Annotated in this window: 17 protein-coding genes; 5 read left to right on the top strand and 12 right to left on the bottom strand. The window is 68.7% G+C overall.

Features of this window, described 5'->3' with window-relative positions; translation table 11 throughout:
* Positions 1-71: 71 nt before the first annotated feature.
* From IFT82_RS12645 to IFT82_RS12670, 6 genes are all read right to left on the bottom strand, one after another.
* Positions 72-926 (bottom strand): flagellin, encoded by an 855-nt coding sequence (locus IFT82_RS12645; RefSeq protein WP_192127256.1) that lies wholly within the window; start codon positions 924-926, stop codon positions 72-74.
* Positions 927-1,247: 321 nt separating this feature from the next.
* Positions 1,248-2,129 (bottom strand): flagellin N-terminal helical domain-containing protein, encoded by an 882-nt coding sequence (locus tag IFT82_RS12650; protein ID WP_192127258.1) that lies wholly within the window; start codon positions 2,127-2,129, stop codon positions 1,248-1,250.
* A 236-nt stretch (positions 2,130-2,365) separates the two neighbouring features.
* Positions 2,366-3,103, bottom strand: a complete 738-nt coding sequence (gene flgH / locus IFT82_RS12655) for a flagellar basal body L-ring protein FlgH (protein ID WP_342355107.1) — start codon at positions 3,101-3,103, stop codon at positions 2,366-2,368.
* Between the two features lie 49 nt (positions 3,104-3,152).
* Positions 3,153-3,593 carry a flagellar basal body P-ring formation chaperone FlgA gene (flgA, locus tag IFT82_RS12660; RefSeq protein WP_192127261.1) on the bottom strand — a complete coding sequence of 147 codons (441 nt, stop codon included), beginning with the start codon at positions 3,591-3,593 and terminating at the stop codon, positions 3,153-3,155.
* A 5-nt stretch (positions 3,594-3,598) separates the two neighbouring features.
* The gene (gene flgG / locus IFT82_RS12665) at positions 3,599-4,387 is read right to left on the bottom strand and encodes a flagellar basal-body rod protein FlgG (RefSeq protein WP_192127263.1); all 789 of its coding nucleotides are present in this window, start codon (positions 4,385-4,387) and stop codon (positions 3,599-3,601) included.
* 31 nt (positions 4,388-4,418) lie between these two features.
* Positions 4,419-5,162 (bottom strand): flagellar hook-basal body complex protein, encoded by a 744-nt coding sequence (locus tag IFT82_RS12670; protein ID WP_192127265.1) that lies wholly within the window; start codon positions 5,160-5,162, stop codon positions 4,419-4,421.
* Positions 5,163-5,295: 133 nt separating this feature from the next.
* Here IFT82_RS12670 and IFT82_RS12675 point away from each other — a divergent pair, with 133 nt between their 5' ends.
* From IFT82_RS12675 to IFT82_RS12695, 5 genes are all read left to right on the top strand, one after another.
* On the top strand, positions 5,296-5,862 hold the full coding sequence (locus tag IFT82_RS12675; RefSeq protein ID WP_342355108.1) for a flagellar basal body-associated FliL family protein: 567 nt from the start codon (positions 5,296-5,298) through the stop codon (positions 5,860-5,862).
* On the top strand, positions 5,859-6,872 hold the full coding sequence (gene fliM, locus IFT82_RS12680; protein WP_342355109.1) for a flagellar motor switch protein FliM: 1,014 nt from the start codon (positions 5,859-5,861) through the stop codon (positions 6,870-6,872). Before IFT82_RS12675 ends, fliM begins: the two co-directional genes overlap by 4 nt.
* 30 nt (positions 6,873-6,902) lie before the next feature.
* Entirely contained in the window at positions 6,903-7,298 is a 396-nt protein-coding gene (locus IFT82_RS12685; protein WP_192127268.1) for a DUF6468 domain-containing protein, read from the top strand.
* The gene (locus IFT82_RS12690; RefSeq protein ID WP_192127270.1) at positions 7,295-7,840 is read left to right on the top strand and encodes a magnesium transporter MgtE N-terminal domain-containing protein; all 546 of its coding nucleotides are present in this window, start codon (positions 7,295-7,297) and stop codon (positions 7,838-7,840) included. The genes IFT82_RS12685 and IFT82_RS12690 overlap by 4 nt, the downstream gene beginning before the upstream one ends.
* 125 nt (positions 7,841-7,965) lie before the next feature.
* Positions 7,966-9,774 (top strand): methyl-accepting chemotaxis protein, encoded by a 1,809-nt coding sequence (locus IFT82_RS12695; protein ID WP_192127272.1) that lies wholly within the window; start codon positions 7,966-7,968, stop codon positions 9,772-9,774.
* On the opposite strand, the gene IFT82_RS12700 is transcribed toward IFT82_RS12695, so the two are convergent.
* The 6 genes from IFT82_RS12700 to IFT82_RS12725 all read right to left on the bottom strand — a co-directional run bounded on the left by IFT82_RS12700 (position 9,771) and on the right by IFT82_RS12725 (position 13,000).
* Positions 9,771-10,382: a PilZ domain-containing protein gene (locus tag IFT82_RS12700; protein WP_207105786.1), complete on the bottom strand. Its 612-nt coding sequence runs from the start codon at positions 10,380-10,382 to the stop codon at positions 9,771-9,773. The two genes, IFT82_RS12695 and IFT82_RS12700, sit on opposite strands and share 4 nt — an antisense overlap.
* 62 nt (positions 10,383-10,444) lie before the next feature.
* A complete protein-coding gene (locus IFT82_RS12705; protein WP_192127276.1) occupies positions 10,445-10,876 on the bottom strand; it encodes a hypothetical protein in 432 nt (143 codons plus the stop codon).
* 4 nt (positions 10,877-10,880) lie between these two features.
* A complete protein-coding gene (locus IFT82_RS12710) occupies positions 10,881-11,756 on the bottom strand; it encodes a flagellar motor protein MotB (RefSeq protein WP_192127278.1) in 876 nt (291 codons plus the stop codon).
* A gap of 3 nt (positions 11,757-11,759) precedes the next feature.
* Entirely contained in the window at positions 11,760-12,059 is a 300-nt protein-coding gene (locus IFT82_RS12715; protein WP_192127280.1) for a hypothetical protein, read from the bottom strand.
* Between the two features lie 27 nt (positions 12,060-12,086).
* Complete coding sequence (locus tag IFT82_RS12720) at positions 12,087-12,614, bottom strand: chemotaxis protein CheD (RefSeq protein ID WP_192127282.1); 528 nt, start codon at positions 12,612-12,614, stop codon at positions 12,087-12,089.
* On the bottom strand, positions 12,611-13,000 hold the full coding sequence (locus IFT82_RS12725) for a response regulator (protein WP_192127284.1): 390 nt from the start codon (positions 12,998-13,000) through the stop codon (positions 12,611-12,613). The genes IFT82_RS12720 and IFT82_RS12725 overlap by 4 nt, the downstream gene beginning before the upstream one ends.
* Between the last annotated feature and the right edge of the window lies 1 nt (position 13,001).

Genomic DNA, 13,001 nt, shown 5'->3' on the forward strand with positions numbered 1-13,001 from the left:
GCCGGGGCGGATCGCTCCGCCCCGGTATGCCGGATCGTATCGCCTCCGAAGAGGCGGCCGCCCCGTGTTCCTTAACGGAACAGCGAGGTGACGGTCTGCGGCGCCTGGTTGGCGATCGACAGGGCCTGCACGCCAAGCTGCTGCTTGACCTGCAATGCCTGCAGCTTCGCCGACTCCTTGGCCAGATCGGCATCGACGAGGTTGCCGATACCGCCCTCGATCGCGTCCGACAGCTTGCTGGCGAACGCGCTCTGCGCGTCGATCTTGCGCGAGGCCGAACCCAGATCGCTGAGCTTGCCGTTGATGTCCTTGCTCAGCGCATCCAGCGCACCGACCATCTTCGTGGCGGCATCCGCAGTGTCGATCTTCGAGTCCTTGCCCACCACGGTAGCCGTACCGGTCGTCGCCAGATCCATCTCCTGGTTTTCGACCTTCAACGTGTCGGCGGTGTAGCTGCCGCTCGACACGCTGCCCAGCGACTGCAGGGCGGAGACTTCGCCGCCACTGGTCTTGAGCAGGTTGGTGCCGTTGAACTCGGACGAGTTGACGATCGTGGTGATCTGGTCGCGAAGGGCCGTGAAGTCCTTGTTGTACGCATCGCGGCTCGCCTGGTCGACGCCCGAATCCGATGCCTGCTTGGCAAGCGTCTTCATCTGGTTGACGACGTCGGAGATCTGCTCTGCGCCTGCGACCGCAACATCGGTCACGCTCTTCGCCCGGCTGAGCGACGAGGTGACCGCCTTCAGCCCACCCAGATCACCGCGAAGCTTTTCCGCGATGGTGAAGGCAGCCGAATCGTCCTTGGTCGAGCTGACGTTCAGGCCGCTGTTGATGCGGCTCTGGACGGTGGCCAGACCCTTGCTGGTGGAGTTCAGCGCCTGCAGCGCAGCCATCGCACCGGTGTTCGTGTTGACGGACATTGCCATGTGAAATCTTCCTTCTGGAAAGAACGGCTGCTTCTGCGGCCGTGGACCAAAACGGCGGTCCCCCGGCGCGTCGCCTCAAAGGCAACCCGCCCTCCCTTCATGGCGCCATTTCCCTAACAACGGGCAAACACCGGCAGTTTATTGATGATTAACAACAGGTTAACTATTATCGCCTGTCCCGGATCAGGATGATTTCCCATGATCCCAAGCCGATACGCCCGCCGGCGCCGACCGACGCCGCGCATGAAAAAACCGGGGCGGATGATGATCCGCCCCGGTCTGGTCGCTGGAAGGAAGCCGCCCGGCGGGCGGCCCCGGCCCTTAGTTCTGGAACAGCGAGGTGATCGACTGCGGCGCCTGGTTGGCGATCGACAATGCCTGCACGCCCAGCTGCTGCTTGACCTGGAGCGCCTGCAACCGCGCCGATTCCTTGGCGAGATCGGCGTCGACCAGATTGCCGATGCCACCCTCGATCGTGTCGCTCAGCTTGCTGGCGAAGGTGATCTGGCTGTCGATCTTGCGCGATGCCGAGCCGAGGTCGCTCAGCTTGGTGGCCATCTTGGCGGTCATCGTGTCGAGCGTGTCGACCATCTTCAATGCCTTGGCCGTGTCGTCGATCTCAGAATTGGTGCCGAGCACGCCGGTGCCCTTGCCGGTCGATGCCGTCTCGGTTGCGGCAAGGTCGAGACCCTGATTGGTGACGGTCAACGTATCGGGGGCATAGGTGCCGCTGCCGGTCGCGGTGTTGGTCAGCGACTGGAGCGCGCTGACCTCGCCGCCGCTGGTCTTGAGCAGGTTGGTGCCGTTGAATTCCGACGAGTTGACGATCGTCGTGATCTGGTCGCGCAGCGCCTTGAAGTCCTTGTTGTACGCCGCGCGGCTGCTGGCATCAATGCCGCTGTCCGACGCCTGCTTGGCCAGCGTCTTCATCTGGTTGAGCACGTCGGAAATCTGTTCCGCGCCGGCTACAGCCACGTCGGTCACGCTCTTGGCGCGGTTGAGCGACGAGGTCACCGCCTTCAGCCCGCCGAGATCGCCGCGCAGGTTCTGCGCGATGGTGAACGACGCGGAGTCGTCCTTGGTGGAACTGACGTTCAGGCCGCTGTTGATCCGGCTCTGCACGGTGGCCAGCCCCTTGCTGGTCGCGTTCAGTGCCTGCAGCGCGGCCATTGCGCCGGTATTGGTATTCACGGTCATCGCCACGGTGTGTCTTCCTTCTCGCAAACCGGCCGTCCGACGGCGCCGCCGCCCGAGGGGCCTTCCCCACAATCCAGCCCTTGCGGGCTACCCTTCCCTTATAGGCGGCAGAAATTGCCGGGTGGTCGCGATGACCGGAAAAATTAAGAGGACTGGTTAGCGAAACCTTCCGACCAGACGAATTCGCCCCGGAACCCGATAGAAACGGGGTCCGGGGCGGCACGACGCGTCGGGGACAATAGTTAGAACGGGAACAGCGCGTCGTAGATCTGCTGGCCCCAGCGCGCCTGCTGCGCCTGGGTCAACTGGCCACGCCCCCCGTAACTGATCCGCGCCTCCGCGATCTGCGAATGGCGGATGCTGTTGTCGCGGCCGATATCCTGCGGGCGGACGATGCCCGTCACGATCAGTTCGCGCAGTTCGTAATTGACGCGGATCTCCTGCCGGCCGCGGATCACCAGATTGCCGTTGGGCAACACGTTGGTGACGATCGCCGACATCGTCATGTTGATCGTCTCGCTGCGGCTGATCGAGCCGGCACCGTTGAACTGCGAGTTGGAATTGCCCGCGATCAGCCTCGACGGATCGCTGCCCGGCAGCTTCGTCTCCAGCCCGAGCAGCGACGACAGGCCCGCCGATTCCGATCCCCCGCGCGAGCGCGCGGTGGTGTTGCCGACCTCTGCCTTGTCGGCGACGTTGATCCGCACCGTCAGGATGTCGCCGGTGCGCGAGGCGCGCTGGTCGCCCAGGAACGCCCCCGCCCCGGCCCGGAACAGCGAGGCGCCGTGTGGCTGCGGTGCCGCCGTCTCCTGCGGGCGGATGCGGCCGGCGCGACCGAGCGATTCCTCGATCGACGGGGCGTCGGCGATATCGACCTCGCTCATGTTCGGTGCGCGGCCGACCTCCTTCAGGCGGCCGGTGACGCCGCAGCCCGACAGCGCGACGGCGCCGATCAGCACGAGGGAAAGCGATGACTTCACTGGGAATATCTCCGGCATCTGGCGGATGAAAGGCTCATCAGGGCCAAGTTCAGGGGGCGACCGCGATGCGGACCGCGCCCGACCCCTCGACCACGGCGTCGAGCGTGCGGTTGGTGGCGCTGGTGACGACGCGGACGAGATCGCCCATGCCGCCGCTGCCCAGCGCGCGGGCCGAGGTGGCGATGGTCAGCCCGCCACTGCGCAGGTTGACCGTCACCGGCTCGCCACGCCGGACGAGGCGGGGGGTGACGACATCGCCCGCCCGCACCACCGCGCCGGCGGACAGGTTGCGCACCGCCTCCCGCCCCGCCGCGTCGCGGGGGGCGAGCGCGCCGGTGGCGAGGCCGGGGCTGCGCGGCTGCGATTCGAAATCGCCCGCCGCCAGCAATTCGCCGCGCCCGATCGCGCGGACCAGCACGGGGACCGCCGGCGGTGCGGACGGCGTGGCACCGGGCACGGCGGCGGCGAGCGCGAGGAGGATCGACAACATCGCGGTCAGCGCAGCTGGCTGGAGGTGGCGAGCATCTCGTCGGCGGTCTTCACGACGCGGCTGTTCATCTCGTAGGCGCGCTGCGCGGTGATGAGCGCGGTGATCTCGGCGACGGGATTGACGTTCGATGCCTCGACGAAGCCCTGCATCGTCGTGCCGAGGCCGGGATCGCCCGGCGATCCGATCGTCGCCTCGCCCGAGGCCGGGCTGGTCAGGAACATGTTGCCGCCCAGCGCCTCCAGCCCCGCCTCGTTGACGAAGGTGGCGAGCTGGAGCTGCCCTACCGTCTGCATCTCGGTCTGGCCGGCCAGCTTCACCTGCACCTGCCCCGTCTTGGAGATGGCGACATCGACCGCATCGGGGGGCACATTGATGCCGGGCTGGACCGGATAACCGTCCGCCGTCACCAGTTCGCCCTGATCCGACAGCTGGAACGTGCCATCGCGGGTATAACCGGTCTGGCCGTCGGGCATCGTCACCTGGAAATAGCCGCGACCCTGGATCGCCATGTCATAGCGGTTGCCGGTCTGGTTGGGCGCGCCCTGTTCGGTGATGCGATAAACGCCGCCGGTGCGCACGCCCGCGCCGATCTGGATGCCGGTCGGCACCTTCGCCTCGGTGGCGCCGCCGGCCGAGGTGCCGGGCCGCGTCTCCTGCTGGTAGAGCAGGTCCTGGAACGCCGCGCGCTGCCGCTTGAACCCGGTGGTGTTCATGTTGGCGATATTGTTCGAGATGACGTCGACGTTGGTCTGCTGGGCCAGCATCCCGGTGCTGGCGATCGAAAGGGTCCGCATCGCGATAATCCTTAGCTAGAAGAAATGGGGGTCAGCCGAGCTTGCCGAGGCGATCGATCGCGCGGCGGCGGAGGTCGTCGATGTCCTGCGACATCTTCATGCTGGACTGGTAGGCGCGCAGGATCTCGACCATCTGCGTCGTCTCGACGATCGGCTCGACGTTCGATGCCTCGATCCCGCCGGTTTTCAGCTTGGTCTCGGCGGCGGTCAGTTCGCGCCCGCCGGTCGCCGCCATCAGGCCGTCGCCACGCGGCGTCACCATGCGTTCGTCGGCGAACACGGTCACGGTCAGGCGACCGATGGGGCCATCCTTGCCCATCACCGATCCGTCGCCGCCGATCGACAGCGTCGCCAGCTGGTCCGCCGCCACCGCGATCGGGCGACCGCCCTCCCCCAGCAGCCGCTGGCCGCCGGCGGTGATCAGTTCGCCGGCCTCGTTCAGCTTGACGAAGCCGGCGCGGGTGAAGGCGGTGCCGCCGCCCGGCGCCTCGACCGACAGATAGCCGGGGCCGTCGATCATCACGTCCATCGGGTTGCCGGTGGACTGGAACGATCCCGCCGCGGTGTCGTGCATCGCGCCGTAATCGAGCACGAACGACGTCTTGCGCGCGTCCTTGACCGCGGCCTCGGTCTGCTGCTCGACATATTCGCGGAACACCGGGCGTTCGCGCTTGAAGCCCGCCGTGCTCATGTTGGCCATATTGTTCGCCGCCACGTCGAGCCGACGCCTGAGCGCCTGCTCCTGGCTGAGCAGGACGTAGGAGGAGATGTCCATCCGGGCTTTCCGTTTCCTGACTGCGCTTTTCCGTGTCGCTAGGCAAAAACTGCCTGCCGACCATCCTATAATAGGCGGGATAGCGGGCGGCCGGTCGGCCACCCCCCACGTTTCGGAAAGGTTGCCCCCACCCGTGTCCAACGACGCCGAGAAGCCGGAAGCGGAGGGTGCGCCCCCCGCAGCCAAGAACAAGAAGAAGAAGCTGATCGTGATCGGCGCGGCCGCCGCGGCGGTGCTGCTGGGTGGCGGCGGCGGCGCCTATATGATGTTCGGCGGCGAGCCTGCGAAGGCGGAGGCCGGCGCCGGCCATGGCGACAAGGCCGAGGCGGCGGACGACGAAGCCGCCGACGAGGGCGAGGGCGAAGGCGGCGAGGGCGGCCATGGCGGCGGTGAGAAGGAGGCACCGCTCGACGTGCCGCCGCTGCTGGTCAACCTGCGCACCGCCGATGGCGCGCCGCATTTCCTGAAGGTCCATGTGATGCTGGTGCCCGGCGCGAAAACGACGGCGGCGTCGCTGAAGGACAGTCTGCCCGCGCTGCTCGACGCCTATCAGCCCTTCCTGCGCGAATTGCGGCCGGAGGACCTGTCGGGATCCGCCGCCGTCTTCCGCATCAAGGAGGAGCTGCTGATCCGGTCGCGCGCCACGCTGGGTGACGGCAAGGTCAAGGAAATCCTCGTGCAGGACCTGATTCAACAGTGAGCAACGATTTCGACGATTTCGCGCTTCCCGAACCACCGGTGGGGATGATGGGCGACGGCGCGCTGGACCAGGCGGGGATCGACGCGCTGTTCGGCGACGTCGGCGGTCCGTCCCGGGCGCGCAGCGGGCTGAAGGCGGTCATCGAATCCGACGTCATCAGCTACGAACGGCTGCCGATGCTGGAAGTGGTGTACGACCGGATGATCCGGGCATTCGCCACCTCGATGCGCAACCTGACCTCGGACGCGATCGACGTCAGCCTGGAGGAGATCACCTCGATCCGATTCGGCGATTTCGTGAACCGCATCGCGCTGCCGGCGATGATCGGCGTGTTCCGGGTCGAGGAATGGTGCAATTACGGCCTCATCACCGTCGAGCCGAGCCTGATCTATTCGGTGGTCGATGCGCTGCTGGGCGGCCGCAAGAGCGGCGGCAAGCCGATGATCGACGGCCGCGCCTTCACGGGAATCGAGGTCGGGCTGGTCGGGCGGATGCTGGAACTGGTGCTGGCCGATCTGGGTCAGTCGATGGCGCCGATCACCCCGGCGACGATGGCGCTGGAGCGGATCGAGACCAGCCCGCGCTTCGCCTCGATCGCCGGGCCGACCAATATCTGCGCGGTGGCGACGCTGCGCGTCGACATGGAAGGGCGCGGCGGCTGCTTCAGCGTGCTGCTGCCCTATGCCACGATCGAGCCGGTCCGCCGCGTCCTCGGCCAGCGCTTCATGGGTGAGAAGCACGGGCCGGAGAACATCTGGGGCGCGCACATGGCCGCCGAGATCGCGCGCACCGAAGTGGCGGTCGAGGTGGTGCTGGGCGAGACGCGGATGGGTCTGGGCGCGGTGCGCGACTTCGCCGTCGGCCGCACACTGACGCTGGGCAAGCGTCCCGACGATCCCCTGGAAGTGCATGTCGGCGGGGTGCCGCTGGGCCTCGCGCAGATCGGGCAGCGCAACGCAAAGGTGGCCGTCCGATTGACGACCGACATTGCCAAGGGGCCGCTGGCGTGATTGGTCTGCGATCATGCTGAGAAGAATGCCATGCTGAGCTTCGCCACGATCGCCAACCTGGCGACGATCATCCTGTGTGCCGCCGTGCTGATCCAGAGCGTGCGGATGATGCGGTCGCTGAAGGTCGTCCAGCCCAGCGCGCTGGCCGAGATGGTCGCCGCGCTGGATAATTCCACGCGCGAGGCGCAGACGGTGCTCGCCGACCTGCGCCGCACGCTGGCGGAATGTTCCGGCACCGCCCGCGTCCTGACCGAGGGCAAGGCGATCAGCGACGAGCTGACCGTGATGATCGGCATCGCCAACGCCTCCGCCGACCGGATGGCCGACACCGCCGAGGCGGCCAGGCGCCGCCAGATCGACGAACAACACGGCGACCCGTACGGCGCCGGCCGCACCGGCGGCCATGATGGAGACAATTGGTCGTGAGCCGTCCCTCCCTGCTTTTGCTGACCGCCTTCTCGGCGGCGGTCGCCGTCGTCGGCAACACCGTCGGCCTCGCCGCCACCGTCACCGAAGGGGCGGCGGCCGAGGCGCCGACCTCGCGCCTCGGCGCGGCGATCGCCTCCGACATCAGCGAACGCGACAAGGCGGCGGCGCGGCGCAACCGCGCGCTCGACCTGCGCGAACAGGCGGCGCAGGCCGCCGAATCGCGCCTGCGCGCCACGCCCCAGCCGTCCGCCGCCACCCCGGCGGGCGAGGCGCCGGCGGCCGGCCCCGACCAGTATGACGATCTGGCCCGCATCTATCAGGTGATGAAGCCCGCCGCCGCCGCGGTGGTGCTGGAACAGCTCGACCTCGACGTGCAGATGCGCGTCGCCCAGAAGATGCGCGAACGATCGACCGCGATGATCCTGGCCGCGATGACGCCCAAGGGCGCCGCCGCGCTCACCATGGCGATGGCGCGTCGCCGCGCGGCCACGCCCGCACCGTCGCCCGCGCTGGCCGCCGCCACGCCGCCGCGCCGGTAGGGCACGGATCGTCGCCACCGCCCGGCACGATGGCGGGGTGACGGCGGGAAAGACGGGATCGGCACAGGCCGCCGCCGCATCGCACGGAGAACGTCACGGCAACGATCGACACAGGGGGAAGGACGATGATCCGGTTCAGGGACGTTTCGACACGCGTCAAGCTGACCCTGGCATTCGGCATCCTGCTAGCCGCGGCGGTCGCGATGATCGTGCTGGTCGCATTCCAGCTTCAGGCGATCGGTTCGGCCGCCCGGCAGAACAGCCAGAGCGAACAGATCATCCGCCTGTCCCATGTCGCCGAAAAGGGGCTGATCCGCGTCAATTCCCAGATGCGCGGCGTCCTGCTGACCCGCAACTTCAACTATCTCGACACCTATCGCGAGGGCGTGATCCAGTTCGACGGATCGATGGCGTCCCTGTCCACGCTGGTCGACCGGCCCGAACAACATGCCCTGATCCGCCAGGCGGTGACCGCCAATCGCGACTGGCGGCGCGATTACGGCGATCACCTGATCGCCATGGCCAGGACGGACAGCGGGCGGCTGGCGGCGATCCGCATCCTGACCGACGCCGGCGAGAAGCCGCGCATCACCTACATCACCCGCATGGTCCAGGCGTTGCGCGACATCGAGGAGCGCCGCATGGCGTCGCGGCAGCGCGAGCTGAACGAGGCGCTGGGCAATTCGTCCCTCGTCTTGGCGACCGGCGGCATCTGCCTGCTCACCATCGCGCTGCTGATGGCGTGGCTGCTGACCGCGGTGATCGCCCGGCCGGTCGAACGCCTCACCGGGATCGTCGACCGGCTGACGCGGCAGGATTTCGCCGCCGTCGTTCCCGCCGACCAGCGCGACCGGGGTGACGAGGTCGGCCGCATCGCGCGCGCGCTGGATATCTTCCGGCTCGCCGGGCTGGAGAACCGCCGGCTGGAACAGGAAGCGGCGGCGCTGCGCGATATCCGCACGCGCGAGGCGGACGACGCCGCGCGCCGCGCGCGCGACGACGCCGGACGCGACCGTGCCACCATCCGGATCATCGGCGAAGGGCTGGCCGCCATCGCGCGCGGCGACCTGACCTTCCGCCTCGCCGATGGCCTGTCGAGCGACGCGGCGGTGCTGAAGGACGATTACGATGCCACCGTCGTGCAATTGTCCGGGCTGCTGCGGCGGGTGCAGGCGACGGTCGCCGCGGTCGATCGCGACGCGAACGGCATCGCCGCCGCCTCCGGACAACTGGCCGAGCGGACGGTGCAGCAGGCGGGCGCGATCGGCGTCGTGGGTGAACGCCTTGCCCAGCTGACCGAGACGATCAGGCAGAACACGTCGGGCGCCCGCCGGGTCGAGGAGGTCGCCCGGTCGACGCGCGACCATGCGGAACGGTCGCGCGACACCGTCGCCGCGGCGGTGACGGCGATGGCCCGGATCGACACCAGTTCGGCACAGATCGGCACGATCACCGGCCTCGTCCGGTCGATCGCCGAACAGACCCGCCTGCTCGCGCTCAACGCACAGATGGAGGCGGCGCGCGCCGGCAGCGCGGGCGCCGGCTTCGCGGTCGTGGCCAAGGAGGTGAGCGTGCTGGCCGGGCGGCTGCGCGAGGCCACCGAACAGATCGGCGAATCGCTGGCCCTGGCGCGGGCCTGCGCGGTCGAGGGGGTCGATCTGGTCGGGGCCGCCAGCACCAAGCTGGGCGTCATCCTGCGCGATGTCGGCGAGGTGTCGATGCTGGTGGGCGAGATGGCCGTCGCCGCCGACCGGCAGGCACGCGATGTCCGCGACGTCGACGACCGGATGCGCGACATCGCCCGCTTCACGGAACGGAATGCGGCGATGGCGGGCGACGCGACGGCGATCTGCGCCACCCTGGTCACCGGCGCGCACGACCTGGCCCGTTCGCTGGTCCAGTTCCGGATCGACGACGCCGCCGTCCCGGCCTAGCCGCGTTCCCCGAACCGGGTGGCGAGGTCCGCCTGCCATGTCGACAATTCGCTGAACGACAGGATCTCGCGAAAGGCGAAGCCCGCCTCGCCGTCGTGTGCCCAGCGCAGCGTGGCATGGCGCGGGGGCAGGCCGGGGATGGTGATCCGCACCGGCCAGTCGACCGGCGGCGGATGCGCGATGGCGAGGCGACAGCCCGTTTGCGACAGGTCGACCAGTGTCTGCGCGCTCGTCTGTCCCTGATACCAGAACAGGACGGAACAGGTGGCGGTCAGCCGCGGCGCGCGCGGGCGGCGCGCCTGGCCGCCGCCGGTGCGCAGCAATTCGGTGACGTCGACGGGGGCGTCGAAGCGTACCCCGGCGCGCGGGGGCCGTGTCCACACGATCTCGCCACTTACCACGGCCAGATTGCGCAGTTCGATGCGCACCGGCGTGCCCACCGCCAGCGCCGCGTCGCATTCGGCCATCAGCCCGCCCGACGACAGGTTGCGCACCCGGCACACCCAGTCGCGATCATCGGTGACGAGGCGGCCGACGAGCAGGATCGTCGTCAGCCGCGCCTCGCGCGCGGGCAGACCTTGCGGCAGGGAAGCGGACCGGGCCGTCATAGCGTTCGCATCGCCGGCCATGTCCACGCCCGTCATATCGGCTTCCGCCCTGCCCGCCCCGGTCATGCCGGCTCGGCACGGGTGATCGCCACCCGCCGCACCACGCCCTTGCCCAGTGCCTCCGGCGCCGCGGCCAGCACGACCCGGCGCAGGCCCTCGATATCGGGCAACATGCCGTCCGGCCCGGTGGCCAGCGGGGTGCGATAGGTGCGCATGTTGATCGCATGGAGCAGCAGCGGCAGCTTCGCCGTCACCGTCGCGACCTCTTCCTCGGGCACCTGCACGTCGAAATCGAACGAGACGTATCCGGACAGCCGTCCGTCGCCCAGCACCATCGGCGCGCTGACCTTCTGCGCGGAGACGAAGACGAGCGTGGGTTCGACCGGCTTGGCCGGCGCGGGCGGCCCCAGCAGCCGCAGCGTCGCATAGGCCGCGCCGCCGCCGACGCCACCGCCCAGGATCAGCACGATCAGCAGGGTGATGATCTTCTTCATGTGCTCAGAACCGGAAGCTGGCGTCGCTGGGCAGCGACGGCGCCTCGCCCTTGGCGACGATGGTGATGCGGCGGTTCTCCGGCCGGTCGGGCTGGTCGGGATAGACCGGGCGCGTATCCGCGAGCGCGACCATCTCCGCGAACCGGTCCGCCGGCAGGCCGGCGGCGATCATCGCCGCACGCGCCGCGATCGCACGCTCGCCCGACAGGCGCCAGTTGGTGTCGTTGCCGCCGGTGCCGTCGCCATCGGTATGGCCCTCGATCGCGATCTGCGCGTCCGATTTCACCAGCTTGCCCGCGACCCGCGCCAGCATCTCGCGCGCGAAGGGGTTGAGCACGGCGGTGCCCGCCTTGAACATCGACCGCGCGGCGGTGTCGGTCAGGCTGATGCGCAGCCCGTCGCGATCCTCCTCGATCCGCATCTCGCGGCGGCCCGGCGCCTCGGGCGGCAGGCTGTCGATCGCGACGCGCATTTCCTGCGCGATCACGCGGAGCGACGGATCGGGAATGCGGGCGGTGCCGCCGACGGTGGTGCCGGAGGTGCCCGCCTTGCTCGACGGCTGGCCGCGCGGCGGCTGCACCTGTTCGGACTGGGCGCGGCGGCCGTGCCCGCCGGCGCCCGGCATCCCGCCGATGCCGCTGGCCGAGGACTGGGCATCGGCGGTCTGCGACAGCGTGGAGGCCGACGCCGGCGAGAAATACTCCGCCAGCCCCTTCTGCCGCTGCTTGTCGGGATTGCTGATGAGCCAGAGCAGCAGGAAGAACGCCATCATCGCCGTCACGAAATCGGCGTAGGCGACCTTCCAGGCGCCGCCGTGATGACCGCCCGCGATCTTCTTGACCCTGCGGATAACGATGGGACGGGTGTTGGCGCCGGACATGGCTCAGACCGCTCCCGCCATGGCGGTGCGCAGCCGTTCCTGCACCATGCCCAGCCGCACGCCGGCGACCGCCTCGTGCGGGTCATGGCCGATCGCCAGCCGGTCGAGCAGCGACGCGCTTTCGTCGGCATATTGCGCCAGCAGGTCGAACGTCTGGAACTGTTCCAGATAATGCGTCGTGAAATGCTCGTCGACGACCAGCGTCTCCGCCAGCTGCTCGATCGAGGCGCGGACGTGGCGCAGCTCGACGGCGAGCGCGGCGTGGAGGGGGCCGATCGGCAGGGAAGGATGAGGCTGGGCCATGGGATGCGGAACCGTTCGGAAAAAGGGTCAGAAGAGTTCGAGTTCGCCGCCGTGGACCGGCACGACCGGCGCGCGCGGGAGCGGTACGGATTCGGCGACGAACGACGAACGCGCCTTGCCCTCGAAGGGCATGAATTCGATCTTGCGCGCGCGGGTGCCGCCGACGTCGACATGGCCGATGGCGATCCCCTCGGTCTCGACGAAGCGGCGTGCGAACACCGCGTTGTCGTGGCCGATCCCGCCCAGCCCGGCGATGATGTTGGCACCGCCATAGATGTGCGCGCGCAATCGTGAACGAATCGCCCCCTTCTGCATCATCGCGTTGATGAGCAGCTCCATCGCATGGACGCCGTAACGCTGCATCTCGTGCGCGCCCACCGTCTGCCCGGCGTCGGGGCGGCCGAGCAGGAAGTGGTTCATGCCCCCGACATGCGCGACGCCGTCGTGCAGGCACACCGCGATGCACGATCCGAGCAGCGTCGACAGGATGCTGCCGGGCCGGTCGGTCGCCAGATGCTCGCCCTGCACCAGATTGATGCGCCGCGCGACCGTCACGTCAGCTCGCCGAACACGCGCTCGATCTTCTCCTTCAACGCCGCCGGCGCGAAGGGTTTGACGAGGTAGTTGTTGACGCCCAGCGACGCGGCTTTCTGCACCACCTCGCGGTCCGACGATCCGGTCAGCATGATGAACACGGTCTTCCCGATCACCGGGTCGCCGCGCACCTCCTCCAGGAATTGCAGGCCGTCCATGAACGGCATGTTGTAGTCCGAGACGATCAGGTGGACCCGGTCGCTCTTGATCGCCGCCAGCGCCTCGGGCGCGGTGCCCTTGTCGCGCACGTCCTTGAAACCCAGGTCCTGCAGCGACCGGCGAATCATCGCCCGCATGCTCGCCTGGTCGTCGACGACCATCACCTTGATCTGCGCCGCAGCCGGCATG

This window comes from Sphingomonas sp. CFBP 8760, from assembly GCF_014841615.1.
Lineage (GTDB): Bacteria > Pseudomonadota > Alphaproteobacteria > Sphingomonadales > Sphingomonadaceae > Sphingomonas.

Bases quoted from the DNA above. Each gene is read 5' to 3' on its own strand.
- IFT82_RS12710 (WP_192127278.1), bottom strand. From the start codon at position 11,756: ATGTCCGGCGCCAACACCCGTCCCATCGTTATCCGCAGGGTCAAGAAG.
- IFT82_RS12715 (WP_192127280.1), bottom strand. From the start codon at position 12,059: ATGGCCCAGCCTCATCCTTCCCTGCCGATCGGCCCCCTCCACGCCGCG.
- flgA (WP_192127261.1), bottom strand. From the start codon at position 3,593: ATGTTGTCGATCCTCCTCGCGCTCGCCGCCGCCGTGCCCGGTGCCACG.
- IFT82_RS12685 (WP_192127268.1), top strand. From the start codon at position 6,903: ATGCTGAGCTTCGCCACGATCGCCAACCTGGCGACGATCATCCTGTGT.
- IFT82_RS12725 (WP_192127284.1), bottom strand. From the start codon at position 13,000: ATGCCGGCTGCGGCGCAGATCAAGGTGATGGTCGTCGACGACCAGGCG.
- IFT82_RS12645 (WP_192127256.1), bottom strand. From the start codon at position 926: ATGGCAATGTCCGTCAACACGAACACCGGTGCGATGGCTGCGCTGCAG.
- IFT82_RS12705 (WP_192127276.1), bottom strand. From the start codon at position 10,876: ATGAAGAAGATCATCACCCTGCTGATCGTGCTGATCCTGGGCGGTGGC.
- flgG (WP_192127263.1), bottom strand. From the start codon at position 4,387: ATGCGGACCCTTTCGATCGCCAGCACCGGGATGCTGGCCCAGCAGACC.
- IFT82_RS12695 (WP_192127272.1), top strand. From the start codon at position 7,966: ATGATCCGGTTCAGGGACGTTTCGACACGCGTCAAGCTGACCCTGGCA.
- IFT82_RS12700 (WP_207105786.1), bottom strand. From the start codon at position 10,382: ATGACGGCCCGGTCCGCTTCCCTGCCGCAAGGTCTGCCCGCGCGCGAG.
- IFT82_RS12670 (WP_192127265.1), bottom strand. From the start codon at position 5,162: ATGGACATCTCCTCCTACGTCCTGCTCAGCCAGGAGCAGGCGCTCAGG.